The sequence below is a fragment of the Escherichia sp. MOD1-EC5950 genome, from assembly GCF_002965345.1.
GTDB classification, from domain to species: domain Bacteria; phylum Pseudomonadota; class Gammaproteobacteria; order Enterobacterales; family Enterobacteriaceae; genus Escherichia; species Escherichia marmotae.
Genome location: NZ_PTSR01000003.1, coordinates 45,353 through 62,540, shown reverse-complemented (window position 1 = coordinate 62,540; position 17,188 = coordinate 45,353). Strand labels below are relative to the sequence as shown.

Sequence of the window (17,188 nt, the reverse complement as noted above, 5' to 3'; positions counted from 1 at the left end):
ATTTGAGGAGGACTCATTTTTGCCTGATGTGGCGTACAAAGTATCGAAAATTCAATATATTGCAAGAACAACGTAGGCCTGATAAGCATAGCGCATCAGGCAATTACGCGTTTGTCATCAGTCTGGATGGATTATCGCCCCTGAATGGCTAAATCACCTGGCAAGTTCTTCTGCATCCGGTGCCAAATCTCGCCACTCTCATGCCCATAGCGACGCACCGTTTCGTAAACCTGATCGTGCGCGCCTTCACTGCACAATGCCGACAGCTTGTGGTAGAAACCCAGCGCCAGACTGCGCGCTTCCGGATTAGCAAAATAGTGACGACCAATGCGCGTATACAACCCTTTCATCCCGTTAATGATCAGGCCGTAAATCGGGTTGCCAGAGGCAAACGCCAGACCGCGGAAAATGTTGTAATCCAGATCAGCAAAAGCATCGGCGTGATCGGCCACTTCATTGGCGGTTGCCAGCACTTCCTGCGCTTTATCAGGGTGCTGACGAAACGCGGTGCGAATAAAAATAGTTGAAATATTGGTACGCACTGACAGCAAATTATCAATAAGTTGCGGCACACTTTCGTGGTCGAGTCGCGCCAGTGTTTCAAGGATATTTAAACCGGAGGTTTCCCAGAAATTATTCACCTTCGTTGGCTTGCCATGTTGAATAGTCAACCAGCCATCTCGTGCCAGTCGCTGCAACACTTCACGTAACGTCGTACGCGTTACGCCAATTAATTCTGAAAGTTCACGTTCTGCGGGCAAAATAGTCCCGGGTGGGAAGCGGTTATTCCAGATACTTTCAATAATGTACTCTTCCGCGAAACCTGCCGGGCTTTGCGCCTTAATGACCATAGTGAGATTTCCATAACACAGCAAAACAAAGTTGGACTCATCATACCAGAGGGCTAACTACGCTGATAGCAGACAAAAAGAAGAAAAAAGGGATCAGGGCTTCATTTTCCGCATCTCTTTCCGCTTGACTATCAAGACTTGCCTCACTCCTGCCTGGCCGTTAAGCTTTGCGTTCTAACATAAAAACATCATTTATTATTTGTAAGGTAAGGGAAACCATCATGGAGATCTCCTGGGGCCGCGCGTTATGGCGCAATTTTTTGGGCCAGTCACCTGACTGGTACAAACTTGCCCTCATTATTTTCTTAATTGTTAACCCGTTAATTTTCCTCATCAGCCCTTTCGTTGCTGGCTGGCTGTTGGTAGCGGAATTTATTTTCACCCTGGCGATGGCGCTCAAATGCTATCCGCTACTGCCTGGCGGCCTGTTGGCTATCGAAGCGGTATTCATAGGCATGACCAGCGCGGAACACGTCCGTGAAGAGGTGGCGGCGAATCTTGAAGTCTTGCTGCTACTGATGTTTATGGTGGCGGGTATCTATTTTATGAAACAGCTATTGCTGTTCATCTTTACCCGCTTGCTGTTAAGCATTCGCTCCAAGATGCTGTTATCGCTCTCTTTTTGTGTGGCGGCTGCGTTTCTCTCCGCGTTCCTGGATGCCTTAACTGTAGTGGCCGTGGTGATCAGCGTTGCGGTGGGTTTTTATGGTATTTATCACCGAGTGGCTTCTTCCCGTGCCGAAGATACCGATCTGCAAGACGACAGCCATATCGACAAGCATTACAAGGTGGTGCTGGAGCAGTTCCGTGGTTTTCTGCGTAGCCTGATGATGCACGCGGGTGTCGGTACTGCATTAGGCGGTGTGATGACCATGGTCGGTGAACCGCAAAACCTGATTATTGCGAAAGCTGCTGGCTGGCATTTTGGCGATTTCTTCCTGCGCATGTCACCGGTAACCGTCCCGGTTCTGATTTGTGGTTTGTTAACCTGCCTGTTAGTGGAGAAAATGCGTTGGTTTGGCTACGGTGAAACGCTGCCGGAGAAAGTCCGCGAAGTGCTGCAGCAGTTTGACGATCAAAGCCGTAACCAGCGTACACGTCAGGATAAAATTCGCCTGATTGTCCAGGCGATTATCGGCGTCTGGCTGGTCACCGCGCTGGCGTTGCATCTGGCGGAAGTCGGCCTGATTGGTTTGTCTGTCATTATTCTGACTACATCACTGACCGGTGTCACTGATGAACATGCTATCGGCAAAGCCTTCACCGAATCTCTGCCATTCACTGCACTGTTGACGGTCTTTTTCTCGGTAGTTGCGGTGATTATCGACCAACAACTGTTCTCCCCAATTATCCAGTTTGTATTGCAGGCATCAGAACACGCCCAGCTATCGCTGTTCTATATCTTCAACGGTTTGCTGTCTTCCATTTCGGATAACGTCTTTGTGGGAACGATTTATATCAACGAAGCCAAAGCAGCAATGGAGAGCGGCGCTATCAGTATGAAGCAATATGAACTGCTGGCCGTCGCCATTAACACCGGGACCAACCTGCCATCCGTCGCCACGCCGAACGGACAAGCTGCGTTCTTGTTCCTGTTAACCTCCGCTCTCGCGCCATTGATACGTCTTTCTTATGGCCGCATGGTATGGATGGCTCTGCCCTACACCCTCGTACTGACCCTCGTCGGGCTACTCTGCGTAGAGTTTACTCTTGCCCCTGTAACTGAATGGTTTATGCAAATGGGGTGGATAGCAACGCTTTGATAACAACTTACCGGGCATATTCATGCCCGGTTTGCCTTTCCGCCCGATAATTGTTCAATTACATCCTATTTTTACTCCCTCCTGGTGGCGCAACGAATGAATTGGTTTAAACTGCGCATTCGATGCATATTGCAGGGAAATTATTATGTTGCGATTTTTGAACCAATGTTCACAGGGGCGGGGTGCTTGGTTGTTAATGGCGCTTACCGCTCTGGCACTGGAACTGACGGCGCTGTGGTTCCAGCATGTGATGTTATTGAAACCTTGCGTGCTCTGTATTTATGAACGCTGCGCGTTATTCGGTGTTCTGGGTGCCGCGTTGATTGGCGCTATCGCCCCGAAAACGCCGCTGCGTTATGTGGCGATGATTATCTGGTTGTATAGCGCGTTTCGTGGTGTGCAGTTAACTTACGAACACACCATGCTCCAGCTCTATCCTTCGCCGTTTATGACCTGTGATTTCATGGTTCGCTTCCCAGACTGGCTGCCGCTGGATAAATGGGTGCCACAAGTGTTTGTCGCCTCTGGTGATTGCGCTGAGCGTCAGTGGGAGTTTTTAGGTCTGGATATGCCGCAGTGGTTGCTCGGTATTTTTGTTGCTTACCTGATTGTCGCAGTGCTGGTGGTGATTTCCCAGCCATTTAAAGCGAAAAAACGTGACCTGTTTGGTCGCTAATCAATCAGGCGCTCCTGCGGGAGCGCCTGTCTCGATTCATCCTGTCAATAATTCAATGCCAGATGCGACGTTAACGCTTTATCCGCTCTACGGCATTTCTGGCGGTGTAATCCCGAAGTGGTTCCACGCCCGCACTGTCGCCATACGCCCGCGCGGTGTACGCTGCAAAAAGCCTTGCTGAATCAAATAAGGTTCCAGCACATCCTCAATAGTTTCACGCTCTTCGCCAATGGCTGCAGCCAGGTTATCCAGGCCAACCGGACCACCGAAGAATTTATCGATTACCGCCAGCAATAACTTGCGATCCATATAATCGAAACCTTCTGCATCGACATTAAGCATATCCAGCGCCTGGGCGGCGATATCTGCCGAGATGGTGCCATCATGCTTCACTTCGGCAAAATCACGCACACGACGCAGCAAACGATTAGCGATACGTGGCGTACCTCGCGCCCGGCGAGCGACTTCCAGTGCGCCATCGTCACTCATCTCAAGCCCCATAAACCGTGCGCTACGACTGACGATATATTGCAGATCAGGCACCTGGTAAAACTCCAGGCGCTGCACTATACCGAAACGGTCACGCAATGGCGATGTCAATGAGCCAGCACGCGTGGTCGCGCCAATCAGGGTGAACGGTGGTAGATCGATTTTTATCGAACGCGCTGCCGGGCCTTCACCAATCATAATATCCAACTGGTAATCTTCCATCGCCGGATACAGCACCTCTTCCACGACTGGCGAGAGACGATGGATCTCATCAATAAACAGCACATCGTGCGGTTCAAGGTTGGTCAGCATTGCCGCCAGGTCACCCGCCTTTTCCAGTACCGGACCAGACGTTGTGCGTAAATTGACGCCCATTTCATTGGCAACGATATTGGCTAACGTGGTTTTTCCCAGGCCAGGAGGACCAAAAATCAATAGATGATCGAGGGCATCGCCGCGCAGTTTCGCCGCTTTGATGAAAATCTCCATCTGCGAACGGACCTGCGGCTGACCAACATACTCTTCCAGTAATTTGGGGCGAATAGCGCGATCTACCACATCTTCCGGCAAGGTCGTACCGGCAGAAATCAGACGGTCTGCTTCAATCATCCTTTACCTCATAACGCGGCGCGCAGGGCTTCGCGAATTAATGTTTCACTGCTGGCATCAGGACGAGCGATTTTGCTCACCATGCGGCTGGCTTCTTGTGGTTTATAGCCCAGCGCCACCAGCGCAGCAACCGCTTCCTGCTCGGCATCGTCGGTTGCCGGGCTTGCCGGTGAGGTCAACACCAGATCGGCAGCCGGTGTAAACAGATCGCCGTGCAGGCCTTTAAAGCGATCTTTCATTTCAACAATCAGCCGTTCGGCAGTTTTTTTACCTATGCCAGGTAATTTCACCAGTGCTGCAGGATCCTCACGCTCAACGGCATTAACAAACTGCTGCGCTGACATACCAGAGAGGATCGCCAGTGCCAGTTTCGGCCCCACACCGTTGGTTTTAATCAGTTCTTTAAACAGCGTGCGTTCTTGCTTATTGTTAAAACCGTACAGTAACTGCGCGTCTTCACGTACTACAAAGTGGGTGAAGACTATCGTTTCCTGGCCCGCTTCAGGGAGTTCATAAAAACAGGTCATCGGCATATGCACTTCATAGCCTACGCCGCCCACTTCAAGTAACACCAGCGGGGGTTGTTTTTCCAGAATGATGCCTCTCAGCCTGCCTATCACATGACGCTCCTGCGTAATGAATCAAAGATAATGCTGTATGATAAAAAAATGCTGGATAGATATCCAGCGAAGGATGCAGAAAAATTGCGAGGCGTCTCGATGAACGGAGAATTGTCACTGCATAATTCATTCTCCAGGTCATATTGAAAGCAAATATTTTATATATTAAATATTCAGGTAAAAGACCCCAAAAAAAATAAACTTGACTATACCTGCGATAAAAAAATATTTTATGTTATTAAACATATTTAAATTTATTTCAATGGAATGATAAAGTGAATATTAATTATCCTGCTGAATATGAAACTGGTGATATTGTATTTACATGTATAGGTGCCGCATTATTCGGCCAAATTTCTGCCGCATCAAATTGCTGGAGTAATCACGTCGGGATCATTATCGGTCATGACGGCGATGATTTTCTGGTCGCAGAAAGCCGTGTTCCCCTCTCCACCATCACCACACTGTCCCATTTTATTAAACGTTCTTCTCACCAACGCTATGCCGTAAAGCGATTAGGTGCAGGGCTGACAGAACAGCAAAAACAAAGGCTGATAGAACAGGTTCCCTCTCGACTGCGCAAGCTCTATCACACCGGGTTTAAATATGAGTCATCTCGCCAGTTCTGCTCAAAGTTTGTCTTTGATATTTATAAAGAAGCATTATGTATTCCGGTAGGCGAGATAGAAACTTTTGAAGAGTTATTACACCGCAATCCACATGCAAAACTTACTTTCTGGAAATTCTGGTTTTTAGGCTCAATTCCGTGGGCGCGAAAAACCGTAACGCCAGCGAGTTTGTGGCATCATCCGGGTCTGGTGTTGATTCATGCCGAAGGAGTAGATACGCCTCAGCCTGAACTGACCGAGGCAGTATAATTTAACGCAGTCGCCCGCGAGCCAGATTCAGCCGCGATTCGCTCATCTGCATCGCATTCTGACTGATATGGCAGTGGGTGATGGCAATTGCCAGCGCATCAGCGGCGTCTGCCTGCGGGTTAGCGGGAAGTTTCAGCAAGGTGCGAACCATATGCTGCACCTGGCTTTTCTCGGCACTGCCAATACCCACCACGGTTTGCTTTACCTGGCGAGCGGCATACTCAAATACCGGCAATTCCTGATTCACCGCTGCCACAATCGCCACACCACGCGCCTGCCCCAGTTTCAGGGCAGAATCGGCGTTCTTCGCCATAAAGACTTGTTCGATTGCGAAATAATCTGGCTGGAACTGGGTGATGATTTCCGTCACGCCTGCATAAATGAGCTTCAGACGAGACGGTAAATCATCCACTTTGGTGCGTATGCATCCGCTACCCAGGTAGGACAGTTGTCTGCCCACCTGGCGGATAACGCCGTAACCGGTAACGCGTGAACCCGGGTCAATGCCGAGAATAATCGCCATCACGCGTCTCCGTTTTGTTGTTTAGCCGGCCTCATCAGAGGGTCGCTGCAACCTCATCAGAGATCTCACCGTTATGGTAAACTTCCTGCACGTCGTCGCAGTCTTCCAGCATATCGATCAGACGCATCAGTTTCGGTGCGGTTTCTGCATCCATATCAGCTTTGGTTGACGGGATCATAGATACTTCCGCGCTATCTGCTTTCAGACCTGCCGCTTCCAGAGCGTCGCGTACTTTACCCATCTCTTCCCATGCGGTGTAAACGTCAATCGCGCCGTCATCATAGGTCACAACGTCTTCAGCACCTGCTTCCAGCGCCGCTTCCATAATGGTGTCTTCGTCACCTTTCTCGAAGGAGATCACACCTTTTTTGCTGAACAGATAAGCCACGGAACCGTCAGTACCGAGGTTGCCACCACATTTGCTGAATGCGTGACGCACTTCAGCAACGGTACGGTTGCGGTTGTCAGAGAGACATTCAATCATGATTGCAGTGCCACCAGGACCGTAACCTTCGTAGATGATGGTTTCCATGTTCGCATCATCATCACCGCCCACACCACGTGCAATTGCGCGGTTCAGGGTGTCACGGGTCATGTTGTTAGACAGTGCTTTATCAATGGCAGCACGCAGACGCGGGTTAGCATCCGGATCGCCACCACCCAGTTTAGCTGCGGTCACCAGCTCACGAATGATTTTAGTGAAGATTTTACCGCGCTTAGCATCCTGCGCAGCTTTACGATGTCTGGTGTTGGCCCATTTACTATGACCTGCCATAAAAATATCTCCAAAATAACTATACACTTGATCCTTCAGGCTGCCTGCGTTAGCGGCTCTCGTTTACCACCTTGATACAGCTCGAAGGATTTTGTGTATACGCCTTCTCAGGCTAAGTTAATTACAAATTGTTCAATCGCCTGTCGGTTGCTCCACGACTTAGTAAGCGCCGCCGCAGCGGGCGCATCAAGCCATTGGTATGCCAGATGTTCAGTAAAAACAATCTGGCGCTCGTGTGGTAGCGCAAGACAGAACCATGATTCCGTATTACGCGTCACGCCCGGCGCATAGCGATGACGCAAATGTGAAAAAATTTCAAACTCTACCGTGCGCTGACAGTCAATTAAGGTCAGTTGTTCAGCAACAACATCAATGGTGACCTCTTCCTTTACTTCGCGCATAGCAGCTTGCGGCGCGGTTTCACCCTCCTCCACACTGCCGGTTACCGACTGCCAGAAGTCAGGATCGTCACGCCGCTGTAACATCAGCACCCGTTTCGTATCTTGTGCGTAAATGACCACTAAGATCGAAACGGGACGCTTATACACTTTATCCTTCACGCTGCCTCTTCGTTGGCTGCTTTCGCTCATCCCATTCACATAGTTATCTATGCTCATGGGAGTTCACTCAGTTGCCGCCTCGATGCACCGCAAATGATTTCGTGTATTTTATTCATATCAGTTATTCTCAGCCTTCTTGACAACCTGAATGCTCAGCTCAGCCAGTGCAGTCGGGTTGGCAAAGCTCGGGGCTTCAGTCATCAGACACGCTGCCGCCGTTGTTTTCGGGAAGGCGATAACGTCACGGATGTTGTCGGTGCCGGTCAGCAGCATGGTCAGACGGTCAAGACCGAATGCCAAACCTGCGTGCGGCGGCGTACCATATTTCAGGGCATCGAGCAGGAAGCCGAATTTCTCGCGCTGTTCTTCTTCGGTGATACCCAGAATGCCAAACACCGTCTGCTGCATATCACCATTATGGATACGCACAGAGCCACCGCCCACTTCGTAACCATTGATGACCATATCGTAAGCGTTCGCCACCGCATTTTCCGGTGCCGCTTTCAGCTCGGCGGCAGTCATGTCTTTCGGTGAGGTGAACGGATGGTGCATTGCCGTCAGGCCGCCTTCGCCATCGTCTTCAAACATCGGGAAGTCGATAACCCACAGCGGTGCCCATTTGCTTTCGTCGGTCAGGCCAAGATCTTTACCGACTTTCAGACGCAGTGCGCCCATCGCGTCGGCAACAATTTTCTTGTTGTCGGCACCGAAGAAAATCATATCGCCATCTTGTGCGGCGGTACGATCCAGGATGGCTTCGATGATTTCAGCGTTGAGGAATTTCGCTACCGGGCTGTTGATACCTTCCAGACCTTTCGCGCGTTCGTTGACTTTGATGTAAGCCAGACCTTTCGCGCCGTAGATTTTGACGAAGTTACCGTATTCGTCGATCTGCTTACGGGTCAGCGATGCCCCGCCCGGAACTCGCAGAGCAGCAACACGGCCTTTCGGATCGTTCGCTGGCCCCGCGAATACCGCAAACTCAACGGATTTCAGCAGGTCGGCAACGTCGGTCAGTTCCATCGGGTTACGCAGATCCGGTTTATCAGAACCATAACGGCGTTCAGCTTCCGCAAAGGTCATTACCGGGAAATCGCCCAGATCTACGCCCTTCACTTCCAGCCACAGATGACGCACCAGGGCTTCCATGACTTCACGCACTTGCGGCGCGGTCATGAAAGAAGTTTCCACATCGATCTGGGTAAATTCAGGCTGACGATCAGCACGCAGGTCTTCGTCACGGAAACACTTAACGATCTGATAGTAGCGGTCGAAACCGGACATCATCAGCAACTGTTTGAACAACTGCGGAGACTGCGGCAGCGCGTAGAATTTACCTTTGTGCACACGAGACGGCACCAGGTAGTCACGTGCGCCTTCCGGCGTCGCTTTGGTCAGCATCGGAGTTTCGATGTCGAGGAAGCCGTGGTCATCCATAAAACGGCGCACCAGGCTAGTAATTTTAGCGCGCGTTTTCAGGCGTTGAGCCATTTCCGGACGACGCAGGTCGAGGTAGCGGTATTTCAGACGCGCTTCTTCGGTGTTGACGTGGTTAGAGTCAAGCGGCAGAACGTCTGCGCGGTTGATGATGGTCAGCGAAGACGCCAGCACTTCGATTTCGCCGGTCGCCATATCGCGGTTGATATTTTTTTCGTCACGCGCACGCACGGTGCCCGTTACCTGAATGCAGAACTCATTACGCAGTTCGGAGGCCAGCTTTAACGCGTCCGCACGATCCGGATCGAAAAATACCTGCACGATACCTTCGCGGTCGCGCATATCGATGAAGATCAGGCTACCAAGATCACGACGACGGTTGACCCAACCACACAGAGTCACCTGCTGCCCCACGTGGGACAAACGGAGCTGTCCACAATATTCTGTACGCATGAGATATCCCTTAACTTAGCTGCCGGCGGATGTCCCCTGCTGCGCAGGTGACCTAAGTCGCAGCGTTAGCTGTATGTCACAACTGAATGAAAAAAGGCGGCTATTATACTGGAAATTCTGCCGCACCGTAAGAGTCTGGCCCGCTCTGGAACGACTCGTTACCACTTTATATCAGGCCTGGAATCAGACTCTACCCTTGTTTGCTATAAAGGTGTTGCCTGAACACATAAAAATTAACAAAATTTGTCATCCTGCCATCGGCTAATCGCATTAAGGTGAGAGGTACGATTTTGTTTTATCAGGAGAGATCATGCTTGAGCTTAATGCTAAAACCACTGCGCTGGTGGTGATTGATTTACAGGAAGGCATTTTGCCTTTTGCCGGTGGCCCACATACTGCCGAGGATGTTGTTAATCGCGCCGGAAAACTGGCGGCGAAATTTCGCGCAAACGGACAGTCCGTATTTCTGGTGCGCGTCGGCTGGTCTGCCGATTATGCCGAAGCATTGAAACAGCCGGTTGATACGCCTTCGCCTGCCAAAACGTTGCCGGAGAACTGGTGGCGGCATCCTGCGGCGTTAGGTGCAACTGACAGCGATATTGAAATCATTAAACGTCAATGGGGTGCGTTTTACGGTACGGATCTGGAGTTGCAATTACGCCGTCGTGGCATTGACACCATTGTCTTGTGTGGGATTTCAACCAATATCGGCGTTGAGTCCACCGCCCGTAACGCGTGGGAGTTAGGGTTTAATCTGGTGATCGCTGAAGACGCCTGTAGCGCCGCCAGTACCGAACAGCACAACAACAGCATCAACCATATCTACCCGCGCATTGCCCGTGTGCGTCGCGTGGAAGAGATCCTCAACGCGTTATGATTTATATCGGTCTGCCGCAATGGTCGCATCCAAAATGGGTGCGGTTGGGGATCTCCAGCCTGGAAGAGTACGCCCGCCATTTTAACTGCGTGGAGGGCAACACGACCCTTTATGCTCTGCCAAAGCCGGAAGTGGTTCTGCGCTGGCGCGAGCAAACCAGCGATGATTTTCGTTTTTGTTTTAAATTTCCGGCGACCATTTCGCACCAGGCCGCATTGCGACATTGCGATGATTTAGTAGCAGAATTTTTAACCCGCATGTCACCGTTAGCGCCGCGCATTGGGCAATACTGGCTGCAACTGCCCGCCACATTTGGCCCCCGGGATCTGTCTGCACTGTGGCACTTTCTCGATTCCCTTCCTCGCGAATTTACCTATGGTGTGGAAGTTCGTCATCCGCTGTTTTTTGCCAAAGAGGTAGAGGAACAAACGCTTAATCGCGGTTTGCATCAGCGCGGCGTTAATCGGGTGATTTTAGACAGCCGTCCGGTTCATGCAGCGCGTCCGCATAATGAAGCCATTCGCGACGCGCAACGGAAAAAGCCCAAAGTTCCGGTTCATGCCGTATTAACAGCGACAAACCCACTGATCCGTTTTATCGGCAGCGATGATATGACGCAAAATCGGGAATTATTTCAGGTCTGGTTACAAAAATTAGCACAGTGGCACCAGACCACCACGCCTTATCTTTTTTTACATACGCCAGATATTGCCCAGGCACCGGAACTGGTACATACCCTTTGGGAAGACTTACGTAAGACACTTCCAGAGATCGGAGCAGTTCCGGCTATTCCACAGCAATCTTCTCTTTTCTGAAATTGCCACCTATCATAGACAGGAGCCATCGGCCATTTTAAAGGGAGTTTGTATGGTAAGCGCGCTGTATGCCGTTTTAGGTGCGTTGTTATTAATGAAGTTCTCTTTTGATGTTGTTCGCCTGCGAATGCAATATCGCGTTGCCTATGGTGACGGCGGTTTTAGCGAACTGCAAAGCGCCATTCGCATTCACGGTAACGCGGTGGAATATATTCCCATCGCGATTGTATTGATGCTGTTTATGGAAATGAATGGCGCAGAAACCTGGATGGTACATATTTGCGGCATTGTTCTGCTTGCCGGGCGTCTGATGCATTATTACGGTTTTCATCACCGTCTGTTTCGCTGGCGGCGTTCCGGCATGAGCGCCACCTGGTGTGCGCTGTTGCTGATGGTGCTGGCGAATCTTTGGTATATGCCCTGGGAGTTGGTTTTCTCCCTGCGTTAGCGCACAATACGCCACTTTCTTTTTCCCGGATTTTTACGTTATGTCTCACCGCGACACGTTATTTTCTGCCCCTATCGCCAGACTGGGCGACTGGACCTTTGATGAACGGGTAGCCGAAGTCTTCCCGGATATGATCCAGCGTTCCGTTCCCGGCTATTCCAATATTATTTCAATGATTGGCATGTTGGCCGAACGCTTCGTACAACCTGGTACGCAGGTTTACGATCTGGGCTGTTCTTTGGGCGCGGCGACGCTCTCGGTGCGTCGCAATATTCATCATGATAATTGTAAAATTATCGCCATCGACAACTCCCCGGCGATGATTGAACGCTGCCGTCGCCATATCGACGCCTATAAAGCGCCAACACCTGTAGAAGTAATCGAGGGTGATATTCGCGATATTGCCATTGAAAACGCGTCGATGGTGGTACTGAATTTTACCCTGCAATTCCTTGAGCCTTCTGAACGTCAGGCATTACTGGATAAAATTTATCAAGGACTGAATCCTGGCGGTGCGCTGGTGCTTTCGGAAAAATTCAGTTTCGAAGATGCCAAAGTCGGTGAACTGCTGTTCAACATGCACCACGATTTTAAACGCGCCAACGGTTACAGCGAGCTGGAGATCAGCCAAAAACGCAGCATGTTAGAAAACGTGATGCTGACCGATTCTGTGGAAACCCATAAAGCACGCCTGCATAAAGCCGGATTTGAACATAGCGAGTTATGGTTCCAGTGCTTTAACTTTGGCTCACTGGTGGCATTGAAAGCAGAGGACGCTGCATGATCGACTTTGGTAACTTTTATTCTCTGATTGCCAAAAATCATCTTTCGCACTGGCTGGAAACCCTCCCTGCACAGATTGCCAACTGGCAACGTGAACAGCAGCACGGTCTGTTTAAACAGTGGTCCAATGCGGTGGAATTTCTGCCCGAAATTAAACCGTATCGTCTTGATTTACTGCATAGCGTAACGGCGGAAAGCAAAGAGCCGCTGAGTGCCGGGCAGATTAAACGCATTGAAACACTGATGCGCAACCTGATGCCGTGGCGTAAAGGGCCGTTCTCGCTGTATGGCGTTAACATCGACACCGAATGGCGTTCTGACTGGAAATGGGATCGTGTACTGCCGCATCTCTCTGATTTGACCGGGCGCACGATCCTCGATGTTGGCTGCGGCAGCGGTTATCACATGTGGCGCATGATTGGCGCAGGCGCGCATCTGGCGGTGGGGATTGACCCTACGCAACTTTTTCTCTGCCAGTTCGAAGCGGTGCGTAAGTTGTTAGGTAACGATCAGCGCGCGCATCTGCTGCCGTTAGGTATTGAACAACTTCCGGCGCTGAAAGCCTTTGATACCGTCTTTTCGATGGGCGTGCTGTACCATCGCCGCTCACCGCTGGAACATCTGTGGCAGTTAAAAGATCAACTGGTGAATGAAGGCGAACTGGTGCTGGAAACGCTGATTGTTGATGGCGATGAGCACACAGTACTGGTGCCAGGCGATCGTTACGCGCAAATGCGTAATGTCTATTTCATTCCATCAGCACTGGCGCTGAAAAACTGGCTGAAGAAGTGTGGGTTTGTTGATATCCGCATTGCGGACGTGAGCGTCACGACGACAGAAGAGCAGCGCCGCACCGAGTGGATGGTCACCGAGTCTTTGTCTGATTTCCTCGACCCGCATGATCCGAGTAAAACGGTAGAAGGTTATCCTGCGCCTAAACGCGCGGTGTTGATTGCGCGTAAGCCGTAACCCGTTTCCGAGCGCTGAGATTGATGACAAACGCCAAAACCGCCTGATGCGCTACGCTTATCAGGCCTACCCGTCTCCTGCAATATGTTAAATTTGCACAAATTTGCAGGCTGGATAAGGCGTTCACGCCGCATCCGGCATGAATAAAGCACACTTTATCTGCAATTTAGCGCCCGTTTCCGGGCGCTATTTACTTCTTATGCGCCTGATCAGCCACGCCATTTTGTCTTTGCCTTCAGGTTCATTTTTTATACTGATCAAGGATAAAAAAAGGCCCCTGTTGAAATTGCAGGGGCCTGGTACGAGCAAGCATCATATTGGGCGACATGATGCAACGGTAAAAATCATTTGGCCTGATGGCGTTCAATGATTCCTTTCATTTCAGCAACCGCCGCCCCGTCTACGACATAACGCGAATACTCGTCCGCGAGTGCATCTGATGACATGGACAATCCTTGATTACGATAACGCATCGGTGAGGCTTGCCACGCTCCCGCGGAGCTATGGACTTCCAGCACTCCGGCATCGAGGAAGTGGTGCAGGTTTTCTGCACGAACTCCAGCTCCGGCCATGATGATTGGAGCATCACCATAGGCAATAAGTTCCATAATTTTTAATAAACCTTGCAGCGCGTCTGATTTTTGCCCCGATGTCAGCACCCTGGCAATGCCTAATTTCGCAAGATTATTCAGTGCATTTAAAGGGTTAGCGCACATATCGAAGGCGCGATGAAAAGTGACGGCCAGCGAACCGGCAGCCGCCATTATTTTTTCCATTCGTGGCATATCGACATTACCGTCAACATCCAGAACCCCCGTCACCAGTCCAGGAAATCCCAATTCGCGTACTGTGCGGATGTCCTCAAGAATGGCGGCAAACTCGCCGTCGCTGTAGCAAAAATCGCCACCGCGAGGACGGATAATCGGATGCACAGGGATAGTAACCTGCTGACGCACAGACTTCAGCACGCCCAGCGACGGCGTTAAGCCACCTTCTTTCGGTGCCGCACACAGCTCTATTCTGTCGGCACCGTTTTGCTGCGCCGTCAGCGCGCACTCCATGCTGTAACAGCAAATTTCCAGTAATGCCATTTTTACTCCTTAATTACGCCGACTGCTCACTGGCGACGATCTCTTCAATGGACCACGGATGAAACTTAATCGTGGTTTTACCGTCGGTGACGGCCAGCGTTGGATTGGGTAATCGCTCATGCTCACCTTTTGGCGAACTGGTTTTAACCGAGATCCCCGGCTGACTAAGCCCTTCATCAGAAAGTAATGCCAGTGCACGGACGTTCAGTGTCTCTGGATCACCAGGCAGAACGATTTCGATATGTTCCCAGCCTTCGTGCGGGTAACGTTTTTCCCCAGGCCACGGTAACTCAACTATCGAAAACTGCCAGTGAGCAACCTGTACCGGTTCATGCAATTTAAACAGGCAAATCGGTCTGCCATTGATCATATTTTCTGACAGGAGTTCGCCGCACTGTTCAAACCCACGACGCCAGCGTTCAGCGGTGGCGTTTTGATGACAACGCAAGGAAATGTGATCGGCATTCAGCGGAGTAATATCCAGCCCCAGACGGCGGGAAAGTTCGTCTAATGCGTGGATAAATCGCGGTAAATCCGTTGCAATATCCTGCAACTCGTCGACAGATTGCCAGTTAGCCATAATCACTCTTCGTCTTTCAGCAAAAGCGTTAATTTACCTTGTTGCCCTGCGCCAACCAACTGCTGATTTCGCGCAGTCCCCGGTGCAATAGTGAAAACGGCAATACGCCACGCGCACGTTGCTGACGAAAACAGCCATTTGCAGTATACTCCCGCCCTAATTTCTTTAACTGGTGCGGGCAATTCTCGCTCGCTTCATCAATGTAAGGTATTCCGGTGAATATTCAGGCTCTTCTCTCAGAAAAAGTCCGTCAGGCCATGATTGCGGCAGGCGCGCCTGCGGATTGCGAACCGCAGGTTCGTCAGTCAGCAAAAGTTCAGTTCGGCGACTATCAGGCTAACGGCATGATGGCAGTTGCTAAAAAACTGGGTATGGCACCGCGACAATTAGCAGAGCAGGTGCTGACTCATCTGGATCTTAACGGTATCGCCAGTAAAGTTGAGATCGCCGGCCCAGGTTTTATCAACATTTTCCTTGATCCGGTATTCCTGGCTGAACATGTTCAGCAGGCGCTGGCGTCCGATCGTCTCGGTGTTGCTACACCAGAAAAACAGACCATTGTGGTGGACTACTCCGCGCCAAACGTGGCGAAAGAGATGCACGTAGGGCATCTGCGTTCCACCATCATTGGTGACGCGGCTGTGCGTACCCTGGAGTTCCTCGGTCACAACGTAATTCGCGCTAACCACGTCGGTGACTGGGGCACCCAGTTCGGTATGCTGATTGCGTGGCTGGAAAAACAGCAGCAGGAAAACGCCGGTGAAATGGAGCTGGCAGATCTCGAAGGTTTCTACCGCGATGCGAAAAAGCATTACGACGAAGATGAAGAGTTTGCCGAACGTGCACGTAACTACGTGGTAAAACTGCAAAGCGGTGACGAATACTTCCGCGAAATGTGGCGCAAACTGGTCGACATCACCATGACGCAGAACCAGATCACTTACGATCGTCTGAACGTAACGTTGACTCGCGATGATGTGATGGGCGAAAGCCTCTACAACCCGATGCTGCCGGGTATCGTGGCAGATCTGAAAGCCAAAGGTCTGGCAGTAGAAAGTGAAGGCGCGACCGTTGTATTCCTTGATGAGTTCAAGAACAAGGAAGGCGAGCCGATGGGCGTTATCATTCAGAAGAAAGATGGCGGCTATCTCTACACCACCACCGATATCGCCTGTGCGAAGTATCGTTATGAAACCCTTCATGCCGATCGCGTGCTGTATTACATCGACTCCCGTCAGCATCAGCACCTGATGCAGGCATGGGCAATCGTACGCAAAGCAGGTTATGTACCAGAATCCGTACCGCTGGAACACCACATGTTCGGCATGATGCTGGGTAAAGACGGTAAACCATTCAAAACCCGCGCTGGCGGTACGGTGAAACTGGCAGATCTGCTGGATGAAGCACTGGAACGCGCGCGTCGTCTGGTGGCTGAGAAGAACCCGGATATGCCAGCCGACGAGCTGGAAAAACTGGCCAATGCGGTCGGTATCGGCGCGGTGAAATACGCGGATCTCTCCAAAAACCGCACTACCGACTACATCTTCGACTGGGACAACATGCTGGCGTTCGAGGGTAACACTGCGCCGTATATGCAGTATGCCTACACCCGTGTGCTATCCGTGTTCCGTAAAGCGGAAATTAACGAAGATCAACTGGCTGCGGCTCCGGTTGTCATCCGTGAGGATCGTGAAGCGCAACTGGCCGCTCGCCTGCTGCAATTTGAAGAAACCCTCACGGTAGTTGCCCGTGAAGGTACACCGCACGTGATGTGTGCTTACCTGTACGATCTGGCTGGTCTGTTCTCTGGCTTCTACGAGCACTGCCCGATCCTCAGCGCAGAAAACGAAGAAGTGCGTAACAGCCGTCTGAAACTGGCACAACTGACCGCGAAGACGCTGAAACTGGGTCTGGATACGCTGGGTATTGAGACTGTAGAGCGTATGTAATCGCGTTATGTGTCAAAGGCCGATGTCGCAGTTACGGACATC

General features: G+C 50.9%; 18 protein-coding genes. 9 read left to right on the top strand and 9 right to left on the bottom strand.

The features are described 5' to 3' along the window. Positions 1 to 131: 131 nt before the first annotated feature. The gene (gene fadR / locus BEA93_RS04880; RefSeq protein ID WP_001516543.1) at positions 132 to 851 is read right to left on the bottom strand and encodes a fatty acid metabolism transcriptional regulator FadR; all 720 of its coding nucleotides are present in this window, start codon (positions 849 to 851) and stop codon (positions 132 to 134) included. Positions 852 to 1,072: 221 nt separating this feature from the next. On the opposite strand from fadR, the gene nhaB reads away from it, so the two are divergent. Further along, a complete protein-coding gene (gene nhaB / locus BEA93_RS04875) occupies positions 1,073 to 2,614 on the top strand; it encodes a Na(+)/H(+) antiporter NhaB (RefSeq protein ID WP_001516544.1) in 1,542 nt (513 codons plus the stop codon). Between the two features lie 145 nt (positions 2,615 to 2,759). Further along, a complete protein-coding gene (dsbB, locus tag BEA93_RS04870; protein ID WP_000943467.1) occupies positions 2,760 to 3,290 on the top strand; it encodes a disulfide bond formation protein DsbB in 531 nt (176 codons plus the stop codon). 87 nt (positions 3,291 to 3,377) lie between these two features. Here dsbB and ruvB read toward each other — a convergent pair whose 3' ends face one another. Together ruvB and ruvA are read right to left on the bottom strand one after the other, a co-directional pair. After that, entirely contained in the window at positions 3,378 to 4,388 is a 1,011-nt protein-coding gene (ruvB, locus tag BEA93_RS04865) for a Holliday junction branch migration DNA helicase RuvB (RefSeq protein WP_000568526.1), read from the bottom strand. 8 nt (positions 4,389 to 4,396) lie between these two features. Next, positions 4,397 to 5,008 (bottom strand): Holliday junction branch migration protein RuvA, encoded by a 612-nt coding sequence (ruvA, locus tag BEA93_RS04860; protein ID WP_000580346.1) that lies wholly within the window; start codon positions 5,006 to 5,008, stop codon positions 4,397 to 4,399. A gap of 275 nt (positions 5,009 to 5,283) precedes the next feature. On the opposite strand from ruvA, the gene BEA93_RS04850 reads away from it, so the two are divergent. Next, on the top strand, positions 5,284 to 5,886 hold the full coding sequence (locus BEA93_RS04850; RefSeq protein WP_105224429.1) for a YebB family permuted papain-like enzyme: 603 nt from the start codon (positions 5,284 to 5,286) through the stop codon (positions 5,884 to 5,886). Between the two features lies 1 nt (position 5,887). On the opposite strand, the gene ruvC is transcribed toward BEA93_RS04850, so the two are convergent. From ruvC to aspS, 4 genes are all read right to left on the bottom strand, one after another. Beyond that, positions 5,888 to 6,409: a crossover junction endodeoxyribonuclease RuvC gene (gene ruvC, locus BEA93_RS04845; protein ID WP_001516546.1), complete on the bottom strand. Its 522-nt coding sequence runs from the start codon at positions 6,407 to 6,409 to the stop codon at positions 5,888 to 5,890. A gap of 34 nt (positions 6,410 to 6,443) precedes the next feature. Next, positions 6,444 to 7,184 (bottom strand): YebC/PmpR family DNA-binding transcriptional regulator, encoded by a 741-nt coding sequence (locus BEA93_RS04840; RefSeq protein ID WP_000907234.1) that lies wholly within the window; start codon positions 7,182 to 7,184, stop codon positions 6,444 to 6,446. Positions 7,185 to 7,291: 107 nt separating this feature from the next. Then, the gene (gene nudB, locus BEA93_RS04835; RefSeq protein WP_010375688.1) at positions 7,292 to 7,744 is read right to left on the bottom strand and encodes a dihydroneopterin triphosphate diphosphatase; all 453 of its coding nucleotides are present in this window, start codon (positions 7,742 to 7,744) and stop codon (positions 7,292 to 7,294) included. Positions 7,745 to 7,861: 117 nt separating this feature from the next. Then, on the bottom strand, positions 7,862 to 9,634 hold the full coding sequence (gene aspS / locus BEA93_RS04830) for an aspartate--tRNA ligase (RefSeq protein WP_001258665.1): 1,773 nt from the start codon (positions 9,632 to 9,634) through the stop codon (positions 7,862 to 7,864). 310 nt (positions 9,635 to 9,944) lie between these two features. On the opposite strand from aspS, the gene BEA93_RS04820 reads away from it, so the two are divergent. The 5 genes from BEA93_RS04820 to cmoB are packed head-to-tail and all read left to right on the top strand — an operon-like array spanning position 9,945 to position 13,526. Then, positions 9,945 to 10,511: a hydrolase gene (locus BEA93_RS04820; protein WP_016262069.1), complete on the top strand. Its 567-nt coding sequence runs from the start codon at positions 9,945 to 9,947 to the stop codon at positions 10,509 to 10,511. Then, positions 10,508 to 11,326: a DUF72 domain-containing protein gene (locus BEA93_RS04815; protein WP_000639250.1), complete on the top strand. Its 819-nt coding sequence runs from the start codon at positions 10,508 to 10,510 to the stop codon at positions 11,324 to 11,326. The genes BEA93_RS04820 and BEA93_RS04815 overlap by 4 nt, the downstream gene beginning before the upstream one ends. Before the next feature lie 52 nt (positions 11,327 to 11,378). Continuing rightward, a complete protein-coding gene (locus BEA93_RS04810) occupies positions 11,379 to 11,774 on the top strand; it encodes an MAPEG family protein (protein ID WP_000252971.1) in 396 nt (131 codons plus the stop codon). A gap of 40 nt (positions 11,775 to 11,814) precedes the next feature. After that, positions 11,815 to 12,558 (top strand): carboxy-S-adenosyl-L-methionine synthase CmoA, encoded by a 744-nt coding sequence (cmoA, locus tag BEA93_RS04805; protein ID WP_000019599.1) that lies wholly within the window; start codon positions 11,815 to 11,817, stop codon positions 12,556 to 12,558. After that, positions 12,555 to 13,526 carry a tRNA 5-methoxyuridine(34)/uridine 5-oxyacetic acid(34) synthase CmoB gene (gene cmoB / locus BEA93_RS04800; protein ID WP_000564751.1) on the top strand — a complete coding sequence of 324 codons (972 nt, stop codon included), beginning with the start codon at positions 12,555 to 12,557 and terminating at the stop codon, positions 13,524 to 13,526. Before cmoA ends, cmoB begins: the two co-directional genes overlap by 4 nt. A gap of 344 nt (positions 13,527 to 13,870) precedes the next feature. Here the strand turns inward: cmoB and cutC are convergent, their stop codons facing one another. Together cutC and BEA93_RS04790 are read right to left on the bottom strand one after the other, a co-directional pair. Next, positions 13,871 to 14,617, bottom strand: a complete 747-nt coding sequence (gene cutC / locus BEA93_RS04795; protein ID WP_001185711.1) for a copper homeostasis protein CutC — start codon at positions 14,615 to 14,617, stop codon at positions 13,871 to 13,873. Between the two features lie 13 nt (positions 14,618 to 14,630). Beyond that, positions 14,631 to 15,197: a VOC family protein gene (locus BEA93_RS04790; protein ID WP_105224428.1), complete on the bottom strand. Its 567-nt coding sequence runs from the start codon at positions 15,195 to 15,197 to the stop codon at positions 14,631 to 14,633. A gap of 215 nt (positions 15,198 to 15,412) precedes the next feature. On the opposite strand from BEA93_RS04790, the gene argS reads away from it, so the two are divergent. After that, a complete protein-coding gene (gene argS, locus BEA93_RS04780) occupies positions 15,413 to 17,146 on the top strand; it encodes an arginine--tRNA ligase (RefSeq protein WP_001025346.1) in 1,734 nt (577 codons plus the stop codon). Positions 17,147 to 17,188: the final 42 nt, after the last annotated feature.

Bases quoted from the DNA above. Each gene is read 5' to 3' on its own strand.
- BEA93_RS04790 (WP_105224428.1), bottom strand. From the start codon at position 15,197: ATGGCTAACTGGCAATCTGTCGACGAGTTGCAGGATATTGCAACGGAT.
- cmoB (WP_000564751.1), top strand. From the start codon at position 12,555: ATGATCGACTTTGGTAACTTTTATTCTCTGATTGCCAAAAATCATCTT.
- aspS (WP_001258665.1), bottom strand. From the start codon at position 9,634: ATGCGTACAGAATATTGTGGACAGCTCCGTTTGTCCCACGTGGGGCAG.
- BEA93_RS04820 (WP_016262069.1), top strand. From the start codon at position 9,945: ATGCTTGAGCTTAATGCTAAAACCACTGCGCTGGTGGTGATTGATTTA.
- BEA93_RS04815 (WP_000639250.1), top strand. From the start codon at position 10,508: ATGATTTATATCGGTCTGCCGCAATGGTCGCATCCAAAATGGGTGCGG.
- ruvB (WP_000568526.1), bottom strand. From the start codon at position 4,388: ATGATTGAAGCAGACCGTCTGATTTCTGCCGGTACGACCTTGCCGGAA.
- fadR (WP_001516543.1), bottom strand. From the start codon at position 851: ATGGTCATTAAGGCGCAAAGCCCGGCAGGTTTCGCGGAAGAGTACATT.
- cmoA (WP_000019599.1), top strand. From the start codon at position 11,815: ATGTCTCACCGCGACACGTTATTTTCTGCCCCTATCGCCAGACTGGGC.
- ruvC (WP_001516546.1), bottom strand. From the start codon at position 6,409: ATGGCGATTATTCTCGGCATTGACCCGGGTTCACGCGTTACCGGTTAC.
- BEA93_RS04840 (WP_000907234.1), bottom strand. From the start codon at position 7,184: ATGGCAGGTCATAGTAAATGGGCCAACACCAGACATCGTAAAGCTGCG.
- cutC (WP_001185711.1), bottom strand. From the start codon at position 14,617: ATGGCATTACTGGAAATTTGCTGTTACAGCATGGAGTGCGCGCTGACG.
- BEA93_RS04810 (WP_000252971.1), top strand. From the start codon at position 11,379: ATGGTAAGCGCGCTGTATGCCGTTTTAGGTGCGTTGTTATTAATGAAG.
- dsbB (WP_000943467.1), top strand. From the start codon at position 2,760: ATGTTGCGATTTTTGAACCAATGTTCACAGGGGCGGGGTGCTTGGTTG.
- nhaB (WP_001516544.1), top strand. From the start codon at position 1,073: ATGGAGATCTCCTGGGGCCGCGCGTTATGGCGCAATTTTTTGGGCCAG.